This window comes from Paenibacillus sp. FSL R7-277, assembly GCF_000517965.1.
In the GTDB taxonomy this organism is placed as follows: domain Bacteria; phylum Bacillota; class Bacilli; order Paenibacillales; family Paenibacillaceae; genus Paenibacillus_AQ; species Paenibacillus_AQ silagei.
Genome location: NZ_ASPX01000036.1, coordinates 141,166 through 162,319 on the forward strand (window position 1 = coordinate 141,166; position 21,154 = coordinate 162,319).

Annotated in this window: 16 protein-coding genes and 1 pseudogene; 2 read left to right on the plus strand and 15 right to left on the minus strand. The window is 53.8% G+C overall.

The window, feature by feature from the left end:
* Nucleotides 1-175 precede the first annotated feature (175 nt).
* Together C173_RS14175 and C173_RS14180 are read left to right on the plus strand one after the other, a co-directional pair.
* A complete protein-coding gene (locus tag C173_RS14175; RefSeq protein WP_036725816.1) occupies nt 176-850 on the plus strand; it encodes a response regulator transcription factor in 675 nt (224 codons plus the stop codon).
* Nucleotides 847-1,890 carry a HAMP domain-containing sensor histidine kinase gene (locus C173_RS14180; RefSeq protein ID WP_051478049.1) on the plus strand — a complete coding sequence of 348 codons (1,044 nt, stop codon included), beginning with the start codon at nt 847-849 and terminating at the stop codon, nt 1,888-1,890. The genes C173_RS14175 and C173_RS14180 overlap by 4 nt, the downstream gene beginning before the upstream one ends.
* 403 nt (nt 1,891-2,293) lie before the next feature.
* On the opposite strand, the gene C173_RS14185 is transcribed toward C173_RS14180, so the two are convergent.
* From C173_RS14185 to C173_RS14255, 15 genes and pseudogenes are all read right to left on the minus strand, one after another.
* Complete coding sequence (locus tag C173_RS14185) at nt 2,294-2,974, minus strand: hypothetical protein (protein ID WP_036725818.1); 681 nt, start codon at nt 2,972-2,974, stop codon at nt 2,294-2,296.
* 400 nt (nt 2,975-3,374) lie between these two features.
* A complete protein-coding gene (locus C173_RS14190) occupies nt 3,375-4,457 on the minus strand; it encodes a Gfo/Idh/MocA family protein (protein ID WP_036725821.1) in 1,083 nt (360 codons plus the stop codon).
* 112 nt (nt 4,458-4,569) lie between these two features.
* On the minus strand, nt 4,570-6,174 hold the full coding sequence (locus C173_RS14195) for a response regulator transcription factor (protein WP_036725823.1): 1,605 nt from the start codon (nt 6,172-6,174) through the stop codon (nt 4,570-4,572).
* 43 nt (nt 6,175-6,217) lie between these two features.
* Complete coding sequence (locus C173_RS14200) at nt 6,218-7,981, minus strand: sensor histidine kinase (RefSeq protein WP_051478050.1); 1,764 nt, start codon at nt 7,979-7,981, stop codon at nt 6,218-6,220.
* Between the two features lie 101 nt (nt 7,982-8,082).
* A complete protein-coding gene (locus C173_RS14205; protein ID WP_036725825.1) occupies nt 8,083-8,928 on the minus strand; it encodes a carbohydrate ABC transporter permease in 846 nt (281 codons plus the stop codon).
* Nucleotides 8,925-9,887, minus strand: coding sequence for a carbohydrate ABC transporter permease (locus tag C173_RS14210; RefSeq protein WP_036725828.1), 963 nt, complete (start codon nt 9,885-9,887; stop codon nt 8,925-8,927). Before C173_RS14210 ends, C173_RS14205 begins: the two co-directional genes overlap by 4 nt.
* 175 nt (nt 9,888-10,062) lie before the next feature.
* Entirely contained in the window at nt 10,063-11,412 is a 1,350-nt protein-coding gene (locus C173_RS14215; RefSeq protein ID WP_036725829.1) for an ABC transporter substrate-binding protein, read from the minus strand.
* 201 nt (nt 11,413-11,613) lie between these two features.
* Entirely contained in the window at nt 11,614-12,798 is a 1,185-nt protein-coding gene (locus tag C173_RS14220) for a hypothetical protein (protein WP_036725831.1), read from the minus strand.
* The gene (locus C173_RS14225) at nt 12,780-13,337 is read right to left on the minus strand and encodes an RNA polymerase sigma factor (RefSeq protein WP_235191889.1); all 558 of its coding nucleotides are present in this window, start codon (nt 13,335-13,337) and stop codon (nt 12,780-12,782) included. Before C173_RS14225 ends, C173_RS14220 begins: the two co-directional genes overlap by 19 nt.
* A 183-nt stretch (nt 13,338-13,520) precedes the next feature.
* Nucleotides 13,521-14,012, minus strand: a complete 492-nt coding sequence (locus C173_RS14230; RefSeq protein ID WP_036725832.1) for a pyridoxamine 5'-phosphate oxidase family protein — start codon at nt 14,010-14,012, stop codon at nt 13,521-13,523.
* Between the two features lie 107 nt (nt 14,013-14,119).
* Complete coding sequence (locus tag C173_RS14235) at nt 14,120-14,827, minus strand: DNA alkylation repair protein (RefSeq protein ID WP_036725834.1); 708 nt, start codon at nt 14,825-14,827, stop codon at nt 14,120-14,122.
* Between the two features lie 19 nt (nt 14,828-14,846).
* Nucleotides 14,847-15,332: a molybdenum cofactor biosynthesis protein MoaE gene (locus C173_RS14240; RefSeq protein ID WP_036725835.1), complete on the minus strand. Its 486-nt coding sequence runs from the start codon at nt 15,330-15,332 to the stop codon at nt 14,847-14,849.
* A gap of 78 nt (nt 15,333-15,410) precedes the next feature.
* Nucleotides 15,411-15,951, minus strand: a pseudogene (locus C173_RS14245) (Rpn family recombination-promoting nuclease/putative transposase); the annotation flags it as partial.
* A 198-nt stretch (nt 15,952-16,149) separates the two neighbouring features.
* Nucleotides 16,150-17,436 (minus strand): cellulase-like family protein, encoded by a 1,287-nt coding sequence (locus C173_RS14250; RefSeq protein WP_036725837.1) that lies wholly within the window; start codon nt 17,434-17,436, stop codon nt 16,150-16,152.
* Nucleotides 17,420-20,803: a DUF5107 domain-containing protein gene (locus C173_RS14255; RefSeq protein ID WP_051478055.1), complete on the minus strand. Its 3,384-nt coding sequence runs from the start codon at nt 20,801-20,803 to the stop codon at nt 17,420-17,422. The genes C173_RS14250 and C173_RS14255 overlap by 17 nt, the downstream gene beginning before the upstream one ends.
* Nucleotides 20,804-21,154 lie beyond the last annotated feature (351 nt).

The following is a 21,154-nucleotide window of genomic DNA, read 5'->3' on the forward strand; positions in this document are numbered from 1 at the left end:
AGGTGCGACGCACTTCCTGTCCTGCTGTTCCCCAGTATAATCGTCCAATATAAACTAAACCTAAACTCCCGGTTGAGATTAAGTTGATCTTGATGAGGTATACTTAAAAAAAACCACAGAACATATATACAGGCTATACGTTCTATAACATGGAACCGTTCCAGGAGGAGAACCTATGTTTACTATTCTTGTAGTTGAGGATGACGCCAAGCTGCGGCAGCTCTTCTGTACTGTACTGACCAGACACGGCTACCGCACGGTTCCGGCTGTGAATGGCGAGGATGCGCTGGCGATGCTGGATAAGGAATATATCGATCTGATGATCTGCGATATTATGATGCCCGTGATGGACGGCTTCGAGCTGACACGGATGATCCGGGACAACAACAGTCAGCTTCCGGTCCTGATGGTGACGGCGCGGGAGAATTTTGCCGATAAGCAGCAGGGCTTCCTCGTTGGCATTGATGATTATATGGTCAAGCCGGTCAATGTGAATGAGATGCTCCTGCGTGTCGGGGCGCTGCTGCGCCGGGCCAAAATCATCAGCGAACGCAAAATCGAATGGGGAGAAACGGTACTGGACTATGATGCGTTAACCGTGATTCAGGGGCCTGAACGCACCGTGCTGCCGCAAAAGGAATTCTATCTCCTCTATAAAATGATCTCTTATCCGAATAAAATTTTCACCAAGCAGCAGCTCATGGATGAAATCTGGGGGATGGACTCCGAGTCGGATGAGCATACGGTGGTGGTTCACATTAACCGGCTGCGGGAGCGTTTCAGGGACAATCCGGATTTTGAAATCGTCACGGTCAGAGGGCTTGGCTATAAGGCGGTGAAGCAGGGATGATTCGGGGAAGAGACAGGGGGCTATGGTGGTATTTCGTCTCAATGGTGTTCGTGATCATTCTGTTCTTTGTCTTCATCCTGGGAGTCATAGCCTTTCTGTATTACCGGCTGGGCAATCATACCAGGGAGCACGGCAATCCGTTTCCGCCCGTTCTGACAATGATGCTGTTCAGCCTGGTCGTCGGGACTACGATCACTATCATGGTGGGCAAGAAGATCCTGGCCCCGATTACAGACTTCAGCAGGGCAGCCAAAGAGATTGCAGACGGCAACTTCAATATCTATCTGAATGAGTCCCACCGGATTAATGAGATCAGTGAGGTGGCACATCATTTCAACCTTATGGTTCAGGAGCTTCGCAGCATCGAGACCCTCCGCAATGACTTCGTCGTGAATGTGTCTCACGAATTCAAGACGCCCATTGCAGCAATCGAAGGGTACGCCATGCTGCTGCAGGAAGAGAATCTGAGCAAGGAGGAGCATAACGAATACACCGGAATGATCATTGAGAGCTCACGGCAGCTGTCCAATCTGTCCGGTAACATCCTCAAGATATCCAAGCTGGAGAACCAGGAGATGCTCTCAGAGCTGGCCGAATATCCGCTGGATGAGCAGCTCCGCCAGGCACTGCTGCTGCTGGAATCCCTCTGGTCCGCCAAGCAGCTGAATCTGGATATTGAGCTGGATGAGCAGCGGTATTATGGCAACGAGGAGCTGATGATGCAGGTGTGGCTTAATGTGCTCGGCAATGCGATCAAGTTCACGCCGGAGGGCGGAACGATCTCGGTCGCGCTCCACTCGGACGGGGCCTGGATCTCGGTGGTCATCGCGGACACCGGCATCGGCATGACCCCGAAGGTGCGCAAGCACATCTTCGAGAAGTTCTACCAGGGCGACCCCGCCCGCGCCGCCGGGGGCAACGGCCTCGGCCTGCCGCTCGCCGCGCGCATCATCAGCCTGAGCAAAGGCACCATTGAGGTGCGCAGCGAGCCGGGCCAAGGCTCGGCGTTCACGATCAAGCTGCCGGTGGGCGGGGCTTGAGGCATTAGCCGTGGGGCCGTTTGCGGGGGGATCAGGGGCACTAATGCCCCTCATTTCCGCCGCGCCGCCAACTTTGCCGGATTCAGGGGCACTAATGCCCCTCATTTCCGCCTCGCTGCCAACTTTGCCGGATTCAGGTGCACTAATGCTCCTCATTTCTGATCGCCGCCGGCTTTCGGTGGACTTAATGGGATTTATCCCTCTCATTTTCTCCTTTCGCCCGCTTCAGGCAGAGTTAATGGGATATATACCTTTATTTTCCTCGTTTTACTCAATTCAGACGAGTTTAATGGGATAAATCCCGTTCTTTCCCTTCTATTGCCCACTTCGGGCAGATTTAATGGGATTTATCCCTTTTCTCCTCCTTTCCCACTAGGCGGATTCAAAAGCGGAATAACGCTAATTACCACAAATCGATATCCATAAAAGATGAAATAAGCTCATACCTGCACACTCTCCTACCACCCTCCCGTAAGATAGGTTTAAGTTTGCCTTTTTCACATAAAGCACTTAATAGTTTCTTCACAGTACGCGGGTCAATCTCAAGTTGCTTCTCCACATCCACCGGTCGCAGAGACCTACTCTGACTAATTGCAATCCGCAAGATGTCGCGCTCTATCCTCGTAAATTGACTGCTCCCCTGCGAACTGGTTTTCAACAAACTTGGGGTTAGCAAAGCTTTCAGCAGGGAGATTGTCTGCTCCGGTGCAGACTCCAGATCATCGTACGGGATGGCGATGACGCGGTATCCGGCAATCTGCAGATACGTCTCCCGGTTCAGCTCTTGGCGGTATCTGGTCCGGTCCGTGTTCTGAACATGCGGCCCATATCCCTTGATCTCAATAGCGAACTTAACCTGTCCAGGCTTCCACACAAAATCCACAAAATACGGCCTGCCCCGCCAATCGGCAACCTCGTACTCCGGATGAAGATCATCCAACTTCCCGAAAATCGGCCACCATACCCGCTCCACAAACATTTGCTCCCCATGCCGGTGCCCCCGCTCCAGCCGGTCCAGACGTTCCCCCGTCCTGCGTTTCTTATGATATTCCAGCCATCTCTGATGCTCTTCAGCAAATCCCATTTCTCTCTTCCTCCTCTATAAAATCAACTCTCCCCCCGCAAACTGAGCTTGATCATTCCACCTGTCTCCACTCACTTCCGGGGGCGTCAGAACCTAAAGTTACAGGCATATTCACGCACAAAAAATCCCGCACCCAATCAATCAGGGTGCGGGATGTGCTTCATCCGTTTTTCAGATTATAGTACCGGCTTGCTCCCTCCGTCAATAACATACTCCACTCATACAGTGACTTCGCATAAATATATGCCTTTCCACTGCGAAAATGGCGGGGCCAATGTCCGCATGAGGCCGGGGTTTGAGCGAAACGAAGTTTGATCAAGCACACATTCAGCCACAGCAATAGCTCAAGCCGGGCCAGAATGTGAGCAGCATAACCAGCAGCTACACTCCCGCCACAACCCTACTTCCCCTCCGCCCAGCACATCCGCTCTGCTCTTACGGCTTCGCCGGACTCAATGGCCTTCTCAATCAGCTTGCCGAGGTATACATCCTGCGAGGCTTCCTCCAGTCCGTAGAAGCCGGGGCCGCCAGCCGCATAGAGGGCCATCTTATCCAGACAGGACGCAATGGCGAGCTCGTCATCGTACAGCCGAGCCGGGGCGAACGGGTTGTTATACAGCCATTGCTCTCCACAAATTATCCCTTGGAGGTAATAGCCTTCGGCATTCTCCTGTTCTCCACGGTTGATGCGCTTCAGCTCCATTTGCAGAGGCACCAGATTCTCCTGCTGGATCAGCACCCGGTTGTCGAAGATCTCCCCGCGCTCTCCGCGCACGCTAAGATGATTCGAGCGCGTCCAGGAGCGGTGCTGGTCCTTGGTGAAATCGTAAATGCCCAGCCGGTCTCCGAAATCCAGCCAGGCCAAATCCCTGTGCAGCGGAATCAGCTTGTCTTCAACCGGAGGGCCGCTGCGGGTTGGTCCGCCAACCCAGTTGGAGTCGAACCGCATCCCCCGGATGACCGCCTCCTCGAACCCGATGCCGAGCATCCTGCGCATCAGGGCTGCCCCATGATACAGATGGGATACCGAGACCGTCGTCTCGGTGATTCTGCCCAGCCTGCCGGAGCGGATCAATGACAGCCGCGCCTCCTGGATCGGATGGTACGGGTACTGCTCTGCGACCTGTATCCAAGCCCCGTGCACGGTTAGCTCCTTGTGCAGCTGCTCCAGCTCTTCCAGACTGGAGGCAGGCGGCGTCTCTGTCAGTGCCGGAAGGCCAATCTCGGCCAACCGGTACAAATAGTTCATTGCCGCCCCGCCGCTGACGGAGACTACTGCGAAATCCGGGTCCTCATTCCGCAGCAGCTCGTCAAGGGAACGGTATGTCTGAACACCCCACGCCGCTTCTATCTCCTGTCCCTGGGCCCGGTCCCTGACTACAAGGCCGCCGATCCGAAACAGGTCCGGCAAGACCCGGGCAATTCGTAAATAATACTGTGCGCGGAATCCCCCTCCGCCGATAATGCTGAAGTTAACGGGCATACCCCTGTCCTCCTTGATGACACATTGATGTTGATGCAGCTAAGCCGCAAGTCCCTGCTCTGTCATCGCGGCTTCTATCATCATACTTGTCTCTAGCGGATTATATGTGTCATCATTTGATCAGCTCCGTGGGATTCATGCCGGTGATCTTCTTGAATAGAGTACTGAAATAAGGAATGTTCTTGTAGCCAACCCGCTCCGCCACTTCATAGACCAGCATATTGCGTTCCATGAGCAGCTCTCTGGCCTTCTCAATCCGTACCCGGGTCAGGTAATTGTTGAAGGTCTCCCCGGTAATGTTCTTGAAAATAATCGACAAATGATTCCGGGAGATGAACACCTTATCCGACAGATCAGCCAGCGTAAGCTCCTCGGCATAATGCTCATGAATGTAGTTCGTCATGAAATCAACGACCTGCCGGTGCTTGCTGCTACCCTTCCATTGACGGCTGGCACAGATCGCTGTAATTTTGGCGGACAACCAGCTTGCCAGCTGGTCGGGTATGGCCAGGTTGCCGATCTCCTGGGCAATCTGGTCATTGGTGAACAGATCATCGAGCACGAATCCGGACTCATACAGGGAGTAGGTGATAATGCCCCATAGCTCGCTGCCGAGCATCTGCACATAGCTGGCGGAGACCCCTTGCTGCGCTTGCAGCTCGGTAATGTATCCGTATACAAGCTGCTGCGCCTCCGCCTCCTGTGAAGCCTTCATCGCGGCGGCCAGCTTGTAAGAGAACTTCACCGGGAAGAGCACCCCACGGTCCTGCCCGCTGCTGTGGCTCTCCCGGTAGCAGTACACCTCATAGGCCGGACTGATCCGTAAGGCTCCGTGATCCATGGCGCGGAACGCCTCCTCCGTCGATTCTGGAATCTTCGTCCATGTATCCTTCAGTCCTCCAATCCCTATGCGGACTACCAGCCTGAGATACGAGTGGATGCTGTCGACCAGCCGGGTCCCCAGCTCCTCCAGCTGCTGTGTGCATTCTGCCTCGGGGTGAATAATCAGCAAGGCCCGGTAGCTGTTCAGCTCAGTGTATTCCATATTAGCGTAATGCTTGCGCGTAACCTCACAGGCAATGTTACTGACTGCGAAGCGCAGCAGATTCCAGTCCGAGACCGAGAAGGAGCTGGCCCGGTCATCACGGATCAGCTCGATCCCTATGCTTGCATGCCTGCCTTCCAGCCAGTAATGATACGAAGGCGGAAGATGGGAATTGTTCCGATACGAAGGCTCCAGGGTGCCGACCGCAGCGGACCGGACCCATTCCTTCTCGACAAAAGGCTCATACAGCATCATTTTTAGCTCCAGCTCGCCTTGTCTGATCACCTTCTCCTGCTCTCTGAGCAGCTCTGCAATAACCTTGTGCAGGATCGTTCTAAGCGTAGGCAGACTGATCGGCTTGGAGACATAGTCACTGACCTGAAGCCGGAGGGCTTGTCTGGCATGCTCGAAGTCTGAATAACCGCTTAGAATAATGATTTTGCCCTTGAAGCCCTCGTTCCTTAATTGCTCCATCATCTCCAGGCCGCTCATCACCGGCATATAGATATCTGTGATTACAATGTCCGGGCTGGTTGCCCGGATCATCGCCAGACCGTCCTCCCCGTTCAGCGCCTCACCGGCCCATTCCGCACCCAGCTCCTCCCATGGAATCGCCCGTTTCATCCCCTGAAGTACTTGGCGCTCATCGTCAATAATAGCGATCTTCCACATCATGTCTGCCTCCTTAAGCTTCTCTGGCCCGCAGCAGCCGTCCTCAGCCTTCCTTCGCAGCGAGAGAAGCAGTCAGTATCTGTGCCGGAGCCTCTGTGAGCAGCGGCAGAACAATCTCTACCCGGGTCCCTCCCTCTTCACGTTCACTCAGTGTAACCCCGTAGTCATTTCCGAAATATCCGGCAATCCGCTCTCTCACATTCCGTATGCCATAGCCGCCGGTATGCCGCCTGTGCGTCCGCGCCTCCGGCTGCTTCAGGCCTGCTCCGTTATCATCAATTATAATCTGCAGCGTCTCCTCTACCTTAGTTAAGGAGATCGAGACATGGCCGCTGCGCTGCTTATTGAAGCCGTGTACAATGGAATTCTCCACGAACGGCTGCAGGGTGAGCTTGGGAAGATAAGCCTCCTGAAGCCCCGGTTCCACCTCGATAGTGTACTCCAGACCGTCGCCCCAGCGGAGCTGCTGGATTTCGAGATAACACTGGATATGCTGCAATTCCTCCGATACCATAATGAAGCTTGCCCCGTTGGATAAGCCGATCCTGAACATCTGGCCCATCAGCTCCAGAATCCGGCTCAGCTCATCCTGTCCGGCCTCAATCGCCATCCAGTTGAGCTGGTCCAGCATATTGTAGAGAAAATGGGGATTGATATTGGCCTGCAAGGCCTCAATCTCCGCTTTGCGCTGCTGCTCATACCGCCGCTCCAGCGACAGGTACAGCTCCTCGATACGCTCGGTCTGCTTGCGGTAGCCGGAGAATAAATAACCGAATTCATTCTCGTAGTCGCTTGGCAGCTCCTCCTTGTGCCCGCCGACTGAATATATTCTCATAGCGCTTACAAGCTGCTTAATGGGCTTGGAGAATTGCCTGCTCAGATAATGCGTCAATAGCAGGACCAGCAGAATCGCTCCAATCCCGATCAGCCCGATCCATTCCGCCAGCTCCAGACTGCTTGCCGTAATCTGCTTCCAGGAGGTGAACTCAATCAGCGTCCAGATGGAATTATCCATTCTGGAGTAGACCAGCAGCGTATTGCCGGTATCCTTATCGCCGGGAATGTGGACATAGCCGGATTTGTTGCTCTTGAGGTCGATCCATTTCGACCACTCGCTCTGCTCCAGCGTCTCCCCGATGCTCAGAATCTGCTTGCCGGCGCTGTCCGCCATGATCCGGTTCGACCCGGAGGAGTTGCCGGTCAGCAGCGCACGGATTTCCCTGGCTTTAATATGAACGACAAGCACACCGAGATAGTCGTTCTCGTTCATGATTTTCCGGGCGAAGCTAAGCACCGGAATGTCTCCCTGCACACTGGGAATGGAATGTTCTCCCGACCAGGCGAAATCGCTTTTCACCAGATTCCTGGCCCAGGACTGCTTATCCAGATCGCGAATATTCCGGAATTGGATATAGCTCTGGCCGTCGCTCGGCATCGGCTCATCCATATACAGGTCAATCCCCTGAATCAACGGAATGGCATAGGTCAAATTGCCAAGCGCACTCTCAACGCTTACACGCTTGCGGTACCGCTCGAAATCATCCTGCCTGTTCAAGAGAAAGGTCGTCAGCTCGTTGTCCCGGGAGGTGGACAGTGAGATCTGCTCAATCATATCGAGCCGGGTGGTAATCTCATTGTTCAACTCATCCAGCAGCCGCTGCTGATAATGGGAGGTGGTCTGTACAAGGGCCTTGGAGGAGTTGCTGTAGCTGGTCCAAGCCGTTACCGCTATCACCAGAATAATTATAATGGCAAAGCTGTGAAAAAACAGACGGTCGATCCTGTACTTTTTAAAAGGATTGGTCAAGTGATCCCCTTCCTTCGCCTCCGCTTCATACGAAATAAACGGTAAAGCGTCGAATAAGGCTCAGGCGCTTTACCGTTATCGGACGGATGTTTTTTTACATCTTATCCCTTTATGCCTGTTGTCGCAATCCCGTCCACGAAATACTTTTGCAGGAAGGTGAACACAAGCGTTGCCGGAACAATAGAGACAAGCGACATGGCCAGAAGCTGGCCCCACTCGGCTGCAGACTGGGAGTCATTAATCATACGCAGCGCAAGGCCCACCGTGTATTTGTCAACTGTGTTGATGTACAGGAGGTGTCCCAGGAAGTCATCCCAGTTCCACAGGAAGCAGAAGATCGTCACCGTAACGACCGCCGGGAAGGCGAGCGGCATGACCACTCTCCAGAAAATCCCGAACCAGGAGCAGCCGTCGATTTTGGCCGATTCGTCCAGCTCCTTGGGCACACCGCGGATGAACTGGATCAGCAGGAAGACGAAGAAGCTTCCGCCGGCCCCGCCCGCCAGCAGATGGGGAACGACAAACGGCAAATACGTGTTCACCCAGCCCAGCTGATGGAACAAGGCATACTGGGGAATAATCAGCACCTGGCCCGGCATCATCAGCGTCAGCATCAGAATCGAGAACCAGAATTTCTTCAGCGGAAAATCAAGTCTGGCGAATCCGAAAGCAACCAGCGTGCAGGATAACAGGGTTGCGATCAGCACCATAATTTCCAGCCAGAAGGTGTTAAGGTAGAAATCAGTGAATGTATGTCCGGGCACCGAGTTCCAGCCTTTGGTGAAGTTCTCCCATTGCGGAACGGACGGGAAGATTCCCGGTGAACTCAGCTCGGTGCTGTCCTTCAGCGAGGCTCCGATCCACCAGACAATCGGATAGACCATGAGGAAGCTGAAGAGAATCATGAACACATGCCGGAGTGCAGGCTTCCAATTCAAAGTTGTCATTTGCGTTTTTTCCCTCCAGTGTCAGTCTCATAGAATACCCAATACTTCGAGGTGTAAGAGATCAGAAGTGTTGCGGCCACAATGGCGACCAGCATAATCCAGGCCAATGCAGAAGCGTAGCCCAGCTCGTACCGGCTGAAGGCCCGTTCGTACAAATACATGGCATATACATATGTAGCGTTCATCGGTCCGCCATTCGTAATCACGAAGGCCGAGGTGAACATCTGGAAGGCGTTGATCACGGCCATAATCAGGTTGAAGTAGAGAATCGGCGACAGCATAGGCAATGTAATGCGGAAGAATTGAATGAACCTGTTCGCCCCGTCTACCGAGGAAGCTTCATACAAGTCATTGGGAATCTGCTTCAGCCCTGCCAGGAAGATAACCATGGTGGAGCCGAATTGCCAGACCGTGAGCAGAATCAGTGTGCTAAGCGCGGTGTCCGGGTTGGTAATCCAGCTTTTCCCTTCGATGCCAAAGACGGCAATCAGCTTGTTAAAAATCCCGTCTACCCCGAAGATGTTACGCCAGAGCAGCGATACCCCGATACTGCCTCCGATTAGAGAAGGGAAATAGATCGCTGTGCGGTAGACGCTGATCCCTCTGACCGCTCTGCTGAGTACCATGGCCACGAGCAGGGCCGCAATCAGCTTAAGCGGCACGGAGGCCAGCACATACATGACTGTGACTTTGGCGGATTGAATGAATTTGGGGTCTGCGGTGAAAATCCGTTCGTAATTGCGGGACCCGATCCATTTCATCGGCTGCATCAGGGTGTAGTCGGTAAACGAATAATACAGGGATAAGAACAACGGATACGCCGTCAGTACCAGGAACCCGATCAGCCAGGGCGAAATAAACAAATAGCCTGCAAGCGGAGCGTTCCACCGGCTTTTGAAATAGGAGCTTTTTTTCGGCGCTGGCGAGGCTTGGGCTAAAGTGGTTGTGGAGCGGTTCATCTGTGGTCACCTCTTGTGGTCAATTTGTATAGCTTAAGTATAGTATTGGCCCACACTCCGGCTAAAGGAGGGCAATGCTCGAATTCTTTCAAAATATAACGATTAATTCGTACATTCTTATCTTTTAAAAAGATAAAGCCCGGAACATTGCTGTCCCGGGCTTACAGTTCATACCTTATTTCTCGTAGGATAGCGAGGCTTCCTTCAGCTGCTTGAACGCCTCTTCCGGTGTGGATTTACCGAAGCTGAGCTGGTCACGGACCAGTACCCAGTCTTTATCCACGAAGTTCGTCCAGCCGCCGGCTCCGGCCGACCAGGTCTGGCCATCCGGCTCCGTAGCACGGAGCAGAGCCAAGCCTACCTTATCCAGATCGCTCATATTAGCTTCCAGCAGAGCGGCATTATCCTTGTTGGCCGGGAGGCCGCGGAAGGTCTTGGTGATTTGGGCAGCCTCAGCATCATTCACGAACCAGTTGATGAATTTCTTGGCTTCTTCAGCATGCTTGGAGTTCTTGGAGACCGCCATGTACATCGACGGCTTCAGCCAGCCTCCGGCCTCTTCGGCACGCGGCATGGTTACAAGTGCGTAGGCTCCCGGCTTAATGCTGTCCCAGGTTCCCAGATTGTTGGAGAAGCTGTAACGGAACAGCACCTTGCCTGCTGCGAGCAGATCCATTTGCGGATCATTCTCCTTATCGGAGGCATTCACATCCGCCGGAGGAACAAGCCCTTCCTTGCGGAGCTCTTCGAACTTGCGGGTCCAGTCCAGATAAGTGGCTTCATCCACGTTGAAGTGACCGTCATCTGTGATGACCTGCCCTTTGCCTCTGGCATACTGATACGCTGAGTACATGAAATAGTTACCTGCATAGTCGAGGGTAAAATACTGTCCCTTCGGCAGCTTGGACTTGGATTCCTTCGCCAGGGCGAAGAACTCATCCCAGGTCCAGCCGTTAGCCGGATTCGCAATGCCCAGCTTATCCATAGCGGCTTTATCATATACCATACCGAAGGCCACCGAGCCGAGCGGAACGGCATACTGCTTGCCGTCCAATTGGCCGCCTGACAGCAGCTTCGCGTCGAATTTGCTTACATCCACCTCAGGAGCCAGGTCGGCCAGCTGCTGGCGGGCCATCCAGTCCGGCATCCAGCCCGGGTCAAGCTGAACAACATCAGGTGCGTTGTTGGCCGCTGCCTGCGTGGATAATTTGTCCAGATAACCGTCCATACCGGAATACTCCGGCTCGAAGGTTACGTTCGGATTATTCTTCGTGTACAATTCCAGGGCCGCCAGGGTAGCTTCGTGACGCGGCTGGGAGCCCCACCACATAATCCGCAGCTTGACCGGCTCATTGGTGCTTGGTGCATCAGTTGCAGCAGCCGTCGCAGCAGCATTGGTGCTGGCAGGTGCTTCTGTAGCCCCTCCTGCATTGTTTACTTTATTCCCTCCGCCGCCGCAGGCAGCCAGTGTACCTAATATCGCTGTCATCGCCAGGACCGAAAGAGAACGCTTCCATTTCAACATCTTTAACCCTCCTGTATGCATCTGTATTCTCTTGCTACATTGCTATAGTAACAATATGGAATTGAAGTTCATAGGAGAGCAATGCACGAATTCTTATAAAATCTTACGAATATGCCATCCTGCAGATCGGCAAAAAACGTTCAAAGGCTGCTCCGCTATCCTAAGATAGCGAAACAGCCCTGAGTGTCAACTCTGCGTTACTTATTTCATCATACTGGCGGCAATGCCGATAAGCTCGTCTTTCGTTAGCTCCGTATTCTCCTGGCCGGCGATCACAGAATAGATAACCTTTGCACTCGGATCAGACCAAACTAACTCGTACTTAAATCCCAAGTCAAGCTCCTTGTTGTCCGTGTCATCCGAAAAAATAGCTTGTCTGCCTTTGATCTCTATATTTTCCATCTTTGTATGTTCACTCCACGAGAGCGGATCTGCCGGGTTTTGGTTGTCATCCACACGCGAGACACCGATTCTCACCTGAACCTCCCCCTTCTTGTATACCAGTGAGGAATACGGGTAGTCAATGTTCTCCGCCTTCTCCACTCTCCAGGCTAACCGGAAGTTGTCTCCCAGGTCTCTCTCGTTTCCGCCTTTAAGCTCCTGCACCTCCGGAACTTTTAAGAAAGAAGGCTTAATGATTGCCTCGTCCAGGGCATACCCTTCCGGCAGATACGCCGGCTGCTCCAGGACCGGAGCGTTGTGCTCCTCTACACTGGTCTTATAGGCGGTATAGTCCTTGAACGTGAGGGGCGGGCGATACATGTTCATACTCCCCTCTCCCTCCTCATCTTCACGCGTAATTACATAGGTGGCATACTCTCCAGGAAGCAGCAGCTCCTTCATGAGCTCTGCCCCTTTTGAATACTTCTGGTTATAGAGAATACTCAGCTGCTGGTTGGCTTCATCGTCTGCATCCGGCTCTGCGTTGGGAATATAAGGCTTCAAGGGTTGTTTCGCCTTCTCAATCAGCGTTCCGCCGGAAGCCGTCGCCGGAATCGGCTGATACGGAAGCACCTTATACGGGGCTCCGGCCCCTTGCCGGACTTCACCCGAACTCTGGGCTTCAGCTCCTTGCTGGAGTTTGCCGGAGAATTGGGTATAGCCGCCGCCCAGCAAGACCAGTGCCAGGACCGCCGCCGCCCAGCCCTTCACCGGAATCCGCTTCTGTCTCCGCCCGGTTCTTGTTTCCATTCTGCGCATTACTTTTGGTGCCTCTCCGCTTGGCGGAAGGGTCTGAAGCAGGGTCTCGTCTTCTTCAGCAGTCAATGCCCACTCAAGCCCGAGCGCCTTCATTACTGGTTCATGAACATCAACAGTGTTCCAATGTGCTGAACGGTCTCCCTCCTTCAGAAACTGCTCCTCTGGAGTTAATTCACGCTTGCCCATAATTGTTTCTCCTTTCTCTCAATCGCTTTTTTAAGTTTTTCCCTGGTCCGTTCATATCTTTTGCGTACGGTAGCCGTACTCACACCCAGAATTTCACTGATTTCCGCAAATGATTTATCTTCATAAATCCGCAGGATCAATAAATTCCGGTCCTCCACATCCAGCTTCCCCAGAGCAGCCGAGACCGGCTCACTGAACAGGCGGTTCTGGGCTATTTGCTCTGCGCTTTTCTCCGTAACCTCCTGCCGGAGCAGCTTCCGTACCTGCTGCTGGAATTTCTGCCGCCGCAGCAGGTTCAGGCAGTGATGATAAGCAATTTTGTAGAGCCATGAGGTGAAATCTGCCTGAGGCTTGTACTGCCCGATATTCTGGTAGGCCTTGATCAGGATGTCCTGTACCGCATCTTCCGCATCTTCCTTGTTATTCAGCAAGCGGTAACAATAGAGGTAAATCCGCTGCTGGTACAGCCTGATCACATCCGAGTACAGGCCTCCTTCCCCGTCTTGTATCCTTCTAATTTTCTCTTCGATAGGGTCCACGATAATCTCCTTTCTGCAAATCATATAGATATAACACTTGAGCCGTATGTAATGTGACAATTATCTTTTCCCGGCTCCACAACAAAAAAAGAGACCCACAGATGAATTCTGTTGATCTCTCCGTTGCAGAACCTATGAACCTAAGGCTTCCTAAAACCGCCTGTCTGTCTACTCCACTCTACTCTACTCCAGCTCGACCGTCTGATTCAGATTCAGCTTGTCAGTGTCCTGGCCGGTCATCCGTTTGAACATGTATACCGCCTTCTCGGCCAGGTTGCCGCTCTTCCAGTATTCAGCCGCTTCGGCATGGACTTTAATCAGAATGACATTCGGGTCATCATAGCTTGTCTTCAGGAACGCCTCGTACCCTGCACTCCAAAACTCTTTTTTCTTACTTACATCGGTTACAATCTCGGCCGTTCCACGGATGGAGACATAGGACTTGTCGGCATACACGACATTGACGCGCGGGTCATACAGTATCTCCCCGAACTTGCTCGTATCCTTCTTGGTCAGGAACCACAAGTCTCCGTCGAATTCAACCTCCTGTGTCTTCATAGGCCGGGAGACCAGCCCTTCCTCCGAAATCGTGGTAAGCATAGCCATATCAATACCCTTGATCAGCTTGCGGACCGTCTCAACGGCTTCCTCGTGACTATGGTGTGTAGTTGACATCTTAACCGCCTCTTTTCTTCCGGGATAGGGAATAGGTTATCCAAATGCATAGCATTTATTAACCAGAAGCGGCGAAGCATTACCGGATGCCGGTGAAAACCGGGAAATCAGCAGCGTACATGTTTGCGTTTGAAGCCGGTCCGTCCTTTGCCGACAGCCTTCATAATATTATCGTAAGCGCTGATGAGCTTGCTCTTCGGCTTGTCCTTGTCCACCTCGACCGGACCCACCCGCTCCGCCGTCTCACATGCCAGATCATGCAGCGGTAAATAGGACACGGCTACGGTATACATAAAATTGTTCATAGAGTACCGGGTACGCTCCGGGGAGTCATGAATGGTCTTACCCACAAGCTCCAGCATCCCGGCCAGCTTGTCGCGCTGGAACTCCTGATCCGGGCGGCTTCCCAGCAGCCAGCAGTAACAGCTCCAGCCTGCCGACATCCGGAGATCCTCTCCGCTCCTGATCCACTCATCCGCCACCTGCTGGGCAATATCTGCTTCAGCCAAGGTTACAGCCACGACGAAATCAGACAGCATATAGAAATAAGCCCCGTCCATCCAGCGGTTATAGTCCGCTTCTGTCATCCCGTTCGGGTCGGCAATGATCCCGGCAAAATACATCGCATCATAATTACCTGTAGCATACAGCTCCTCAGCCAGCGCCTGATCGATCTTGGTTTGCTTGAAAATCGGCTTCATTGCACCGGTAGCCACACCAAAGAGCGGCTCCCGTGCACCGTTTGCGGTATACATCTTCTTGGTCCGTTCCTTGCCAAGCGCTTCAAGCTCCTGCATCACTTGTTCTGCATTCATTGAACGTTCCTCCTTTTAGCTACCTCTCGTCTTCCGCTGGAATATCTGGCAGCAGCGGACGGCCCTCAGGGTAGGCATTTTGATTCAGCTGGTCGCCAATCCACGCTTTGCCGTCCTCGCCGGTTTCTTTTTTCCAGATGGGGACGATTTGCTTGATCCGCTCAATCACGTATTCATTCGCTTCATAGGCAGCCTTACGGTGGGGCGAGGAGACTGCGATGACCACTGCAATGTCGGTAATCTCAAGCTTACCTATCCGGTGGGTGACTGCAACCTTCGTATCCGGCCAGCGCTCCAGCACTTCCTGCCCGATACGCTTCAGCTGCGTTACAGCCATGGACGGGTATGCTTCATATTCAAGATACAAGGTTTTCTTCCCCTGTGTGAACTCACGCACCGTCCCAATGAATAAGGTAATCGCCCCGGCTTCTCTGCGCAGAACTTTATCAGATACCTCAGCGGGTATAATCGCGGACTCTGTAATTTCAAATAACGAATGGCCCATTCGCTCACTTCCCTTCGAGTGAAACATATAAATTACTTATATTTTCAAAAAAACTGCCCCAAGTTGGAGCAGTCTTTTGATCCTCTCAGCAATCCCCTCAGCCTTAGCCCCATTCATCCGTGACGCCTCATCACGTAAATACTTCATCCGGGCATCATATTCCATACGTGTAGCGGCATCTTGACTCAGGAACTCCAGCGTATCCATTGCTTTTTTCAACATCGGTTCATTCATGGTTAGCACCTCCCAATTTGGTTGTTCAACACCCTTCAGGAATAATAACCAGTTGATCAGACCACCAGTTAATGGAACGGCCTGCTCCTCGAGCTTTGTTAATTCCATCACATGAATCTCAAGATCGTTATTAAGAGAAATTCCAGTGTGATCTTCCCGAAGATGAAACACATTATGATGACGGTCATTCGGCAGACAGGAGTAGTTCAGTATATTGATCATCGTCGCCTTTTTGAATTTGGTGGTAATACATCTCACTCCAGTAGAAAAGCGTCCGCTTCTCCATATTGTATGGATTGAACAGCTGCATTTCGATGCTGATCCGTTTGCCCTCAGCCGTCTTGGCCTTGATGTCCAGAATAGACTGCTTCTCTGCGATTATATCATGGCAGAACTACGCGTTGTAGACAAAGCCAGCCCTTTTGGGCCCCATATACTGCTATTCTGTCCTCAAAGCTCTATAAAACATACAGCCAAGACAATGCGCTCTCTCGTGTTACTTCGGAACGGCTGTCCGCCCCGGAGGGACGCGGCATGACAAGCTGCCGGTCTGCCGCGCTGACTACGCCGCTTCACTACTCCGCTACTCCGCTTCAAGAATGTACCGGTTCCACCGCTGCTGCCAGGCCACATCCTGCCAGAACGGATGATGCGGCGCACAGTTGGAGCATAGCGTCATGCCCCAGAAGCCCAGGGCCATCCCCTTACGCAGCGCATACTCGGCAATGAATTTCCCGACCGGGCCTTCCTCGAAGCCTGCAAGCAGCGGGGTATAGCCGACATAGCCTTCGCCGATTACCACCGGCAGGCCCGAATGTACCGCCCATTCCTGCGCTTCTTCCAGGCGCATGTCCGCTTTTTGCAGCATCGCCAGCTTATGGGCTCCATAGCGGTCATACAGGTAGAGATCCCATAGATCAGGGTCGGCCCAATCATGCAGATAGATCAGCTTCATCCCGACCGGATTGCCCTCCATCCGCCACTCCTGCCCTGCGGGCAGGTTCCATTCCCCGAAGGGCGGGGCATCTTCCCTCAGCATAGACCGGACAAAGGTATTCGGAAAAGGCACCCCCTCATCATTCAACCCCGCTGCGTCCATAAGCTCATTCAGCACGCCTTTGATATAGAGATGATAGTGAGCCACCTGTAAATTACGGGCTACATATGCCTTCGGATAAGCTTCGTTCAGTGTATAGCTGGCTGTGATCAGAACATCGGGATGCTGCCCCCGGAGATAACCCACCGCTTCCTCGATATAAGGCTGCATGGCCTCCACCAGCCTAGGCGTATCCGCTGCGCCGATTCCCTGCACGGTACCCACGGCGGTAAGCTGCCCGAATTCCACTTCATTATGCAGCTCGGCATAAACAATTCGATCAGCGAAGCCTTCCCCCTTGATATACCGGATGAGCTGGTCCATCGACCGGGCCAGGGTCATGAACCGCTCTGCGGGAGCAACTGCAGCCAGCTCATCACGCAGCGCGGGATAGGCCAGGAAGCTGGGGCTCTGCTGATATTCCCAGGAAGACAGCATAATATAGAGTCCCTGCGCCTTGGCCTGCCTGAACAGCTCCAGCAGATGCGCATGCCCGTCCAGCTCGGCACCGCCGCGGCAGTTGTACCAGCGGGTACGCTGGCCCACTTCCCCCAGACTGCCGAAGTGCAGTGGTCCGGGGCGTTTGCCTTCCGCTGTGAATAACAGGAACGGCATGGCGCAGATCCGGATGGTGTTGTATCCTCTGTCGGCTGCCTCCTTGCATCTTGCCGCCAGATCATGATAAGGCTCGCCCGGCAAGGTCATGGTGTACCAGGAGAAATCCCACATGGTGAGGGTAAGCTTGCGCGGTAGCCTGCTATTTGCGTATTCCATTCATTTTCACTCCTTCTAGGGTTGAATTCGATTCATTCCCTGCGTTGCATATATGGCGGTGAACAAGGGCTCCCTGATGATTCGGCTCCATAGCCAGCACATCATCCAGTTCCCGCGCAGCTTCTTGCTTGCGCCCGAGCCCGAGAAGCCCGAGCCCCCGCATGTAGCGGCAATGAATGACATTGCGCCGGTTGAGGTCATCCTCAAACACCAGGAAATCCGGCAGCGATACGGCGAAATAGTCCAGCTTGATATCATCGAAAAGATGACGCTCGGCATAATCGATCAATAAATTGAAGCGGCGCTGCGCCTCCTTCGGCTGCCGGAGCCTCAACCAGGCCAGCCCCTGGTAGAAAATCATCTCCGGCGGCTGGTCATTGTAGAACACCGCACTTGCCGGCTCCGCCAGACCTTGTGAAGCCGCCCTGTAGCAGCGCTCAGCCTCTTCTTCTTGCCCAAGTCCTTCGTATACCCGGCCAAGAGCATATTGAATATTATTCTCCTGCGCCCCTTCCAGCCTCCCTTCGCCCAGATTATGCGGATAGGCCAGCGCCAGCCGGAAATGCTCAAGCGCCGCTTCATACTGCCCGTTCTCCAGTGCCAGTCTGCCAAGCCCGCTGTGGGCGAATTGGTATTGCCCGGTCACCTTCCCCTCTCCGCCCTCCCAGGGATGGAAGTTACGCGAGCTTAATGCCCTAACCGCTTCGTCATAGCGCTCAAGCTGGTTAAGCATCGTTACATATTCGATATACAGATCATCCCGCTGCTCCACCAAGCTGCGCCGTGATTCAAGATGTTCCAGCCGTTCCCCGGCGGACCACGCGAGCTTCTTGCGCAGCTGATCCAGCTCATACAGAATCCGCGCATCCTGCGGCGCACAGGCGAAGGCCTGCTCCAGTGAAGCGAGCGCCGCCTCAGGATTGTGCTGCTTGTTGTAATAGGCCAGGGCCAGATTGCGGTGAACGATGGCGAAATCCCCTCTCAGTTCACGTGAACGTTCCCAGCTTGCCGCCGCTTCCTCCGGCCGCTTCTTGTCATAATAGAGATTGCCGAGATAGTAATAGGCTTTATCATCCAGGGGATTCGCCCGGACGGCACTTAACAGCCATTCAAGCTCGGACAGGGAGTTCGGGAAGCAGTGCAGCGGGGAGGCTGCTTGCCCCTGGCGGCGGGCCTCCCGTGCCTGCTCATCTTGTCCCGTACACTCATAACATTCGCCAAGGGCATAATGCAGCATTGGATAGACGGATTCAGGTTCAGATTTGAATCCGGTTTCAGATCCGGGTCTGCCCCGCTGGGCCGCCCTCTCCCCTACAGCAAGAGCTTCCGCATACAGTCCGCAGCCCATATAATCTGCCATAAGATTAAGGTAATTGTGTGCATCATCACGCATAAGCCGTTCCAATTCTGTCAGCGCCTCTTCTGCCGCAGCAGGGTCACCCAGTGCTGCAAGGGCCAGGGCCAGTTCGTTATATGCGCCAAAATCAGCAGGATCAAGCTGCACAGTCTCACTTGCGAATCCCCTCGCCTGCTGCGGCCGGCCAAGCCTCCGCAGGAGAGCTGACTTGAGGTTCCTCGCCTTATAGTTACGCGCATTGCGGATCAGCGAACGCTCCGCCAGCTCCAGCGCCTCGGCATACCGGCCCTGCCGGCAGGCAATCTGAGCTAGTGAGTAATACCCTGCATCCTGCCAGGCTGCCGACCATACCGCTTTGTAATAAGCAGCAAAAGCCTCATCCAGGCGGTTCTGACCGCGCAGGGCAACCCCCAGCTGATAATAGGCTTCGCTGTCATACGGGTTAGGATTACGCGAGGTCAGACGTTCAATGGCGCGGCGGAGCAAAGGCTCACTCTGCGCATATTGCCCGCGGCGGAGCAGCAGCGTTCCATACGCTACATTCAGCCGGATATCCCCGCTGTCCCGTTTAAGCCCCTCCAGATAATAGGCCTCCGGCTCAAAGGTGGCATGCCGGTACTGCTCCAGATGCAGGCCGGCCAGATATAGCTCCTCTGCTGAGCGCAGCTCTTCCGGCGGGGCCAGCGGCTTCGCCGCCTCAGGGATACGCCCGATCTCCGGACGCTTCGGCTGATAGGCGACCAGCAGCCTGCCCTCCCCGCTATGAACCGTCAGCTTGAGGTTATGCTCCTGCTCTCCATGGTTCAGCATAACCTTACGCTCTATAACCTCTGCGGGAGACAGATCTGCAGTCTCCCGCAGATATTCGCCTGCGGCTCCGCTTAACCGGATAATGGCCTGTTCAAACCGTGAAGTCACGTATACCTTCACCACCGCCTGAGCCAATGCGGCATCAACCTCCAGATTGACCGCAGCGTCTACCGAGGCATTTTTCACCAGACCGATGCCCTTATACGGCATGAAATACTGGGTGAAGCTCTTCTCCTCATACGGTTGCAGCCAGGTGAAGTCAGGCTGATTATCGGTGTACACGCCCGTCATGAGTTCAATATAAGGTCCGTCCTCATCGGTCAGCTGGCGGTCCCAGGCCTGGCCGAACTCACCGTTCCCCCAGGTCCATTGCTTCTTCCCCGGTGAGATATGATGATCAGCCACATGCAGCAGCCCCGCCTGGACACCGTGATCATATCCGCCGACGAAATTATAATCCGACTTATAGACCATATAGGAGGTCGGAACCGGAATATTCTTATAGCGGGAGATGTCCACGCCTTCCGAATAATCCTGTTTGTAGTAGGTACCGGTCGCAATAGGGAACCGCGATACATCCCTTTTGCCATGATCGAAGACAGCTGTGACATCAGGCGGAAAAACAGACTGCGTCTGATCATTCACCGCAACCGCCGGGTTGGCCCACCAGAGGAAGGTCTGCGGCTGCGGCGTCCGGTTATAACACTGCGCATGGACCTCCAGATAGGCTCTCCCGGGATAGAGTCTGAACGCAGCCGTAACCTTCGTCCCGTACATCCGGTCAATCTCGCTCACCCATACGGCAGCGCTTCCATCCTCAGCAGCCTCAAGCTTATATCCAACCGGGCCGAACGTATTGGGGCGGTGATGCTGCGGCCAGTTGAACTCAATGCCCCCGGAGATCCAGGGACCTGCAAGGCCGACCAGCGCTGGCTTGATTACGCGGTTATAATAGACAAAATCATAATTGTTCGTCTTGTCGAGCGCCCGGTAGATCCGCCCCCCAAGCTCCGGCATGATCTCTATGCGCAGATATTCATTCTCCAGAATAATCAGCTTGTACGCCCTATCCTGCTTCACATTCGAGATGCTCTCAATCACAGGATGCGGATATACACGCCCTGAGCTTCCCTGATAGACTCTTTTCTCCAGAAACATAGGATTTGGATCAGCGGCGCCTGCCTCATAGGTTGGTATCATCACACTGGTCTCCCGTACCTGTACCCGGTCTGCTCTGTCCGGATTGTCCACATTGTCCGTATTATCCGTATTATCCGCATTGTCCGCATTGTCCCCATTGCCACCGTTGTCAGCGTTGTCCCCGGCTGCCTCCGGCTTCTTACCCCCACCTGCATACTGCATGCCCTTCACTGCCTCCCTTGACTTGATAGTTCTACTCTAGCCGCTGGCCGGGGAGTTTCCAATTGACGAAATGCGGGAAGTGATGGATTATATTCTTATTCTGTGTAAGCTTAGATTTCGGGCGTCACTGCGATGAGCATACGCTTTCCCAACCGTTGGGGTTGGGGTTGGGGTTGGGGTTGGGGTTGG

Excerpts from the sequence above, each read along its gene's own strand:
- C173_RS14205 (WP_036725825.1), bottom strand. The coding sequence starts at position 8,928 with ATGACAACTTTGAATTGGAAGCCTGCACTCCGGCATGTGTTCATGATT.
- C173_RS14255 (WP_051478055.1), bottom strand. The coding sequence starts at position 20,803 with ATGATACCAACCTATGAGGCAGGCGCCGCTGATCCAAATCCTATGTTT.
- C173_RS14210 (WP_036725828.1), bottom strand. The coding sequence starts at position 9,887 with ATGAACCGCTCCACAACCACTTTAGCCCAAGCCTCGCCAGCGCCGAAA.
- C173_RS14195 (WP_036725823.1), bottom strand. The coding sequence starts at position 6,174 with ATGTGGAAGATCGCTATTATTGACGATGAGCGCCAAGTACTTCAGGGG.
- C173_RS14175 (WP_036725816.1), top strand. The coding sequence starts at position 176 with ATGTTTACTATTCTTGTAGTTGAGGATGACGCCAAGCTGCGGCAGCTC.
- C173_RS14180 (WP_051478049.1), top strand. The coding sequence starts at position 847 with ATGATTCGGGGAAGAGACAGGGGGCTATGGTGGTATTTCGTCTCAATG.
- C173_RS14190 (WP_036725821.1), bottom strand. The coding sequence starts at position 4,457 with ATGCCCGTTAACTTCAGCATTATCGGCGGAGGGGGATTCCGCGCACAG.
- C173_RS14235 (WP_036725834.1), bottom strand. The coding sequence starts at position 14,827 with ATGAATGCAGAACAAGTGATGCAGGAGCTTGAAGCGCTTGGCAAGGAA.
- C173_RS14185 (WP_036725818.1), bottom strand. The coding sequence starts at position 2,974 with ATGGGATTTGCTGAAGAGCATCAGAGATGGCTGGAATATCATAAGAAA.
- C173_RS14230 (WP_036725832.1), bottom strand. The coding sequence starts at position 14,012 with ATGTCAACTACACACCATAGTCACGAGGAAGCCGTTGAGACGGTCCGC.
- C173_RS14215 (WP_036725829.1), bottom strand. The coding sequence starts at position 11,412 with ATGTTGAAATGGAAGCGTTCTCTTTCGGTCCTGGCGATGACAGCGATA.
- C173_RS14240 (WP_036725835.1), bottom strand. The coding sequence starts at position 15,332 with ATGGGCCATTCGTTATTTGAAATTACAGAGTCCGCGATTATACCCGCT.
- C173_RS14220 (WP_036725831.1), bottom strand. The coding sequence starts at position 12,798 with ATGGGCAAGCGTGAATTAACTCCAGAGGAGCAGTTTCTGAAGGAGGGA.
- C173_RS14250 (WP_036725837.1), bottom strand. The coding sequence starts at position 17,436 with ATGGAATACGCAAATAGCAGGCTACCGCGCAAGCTTACCCTCACCATG.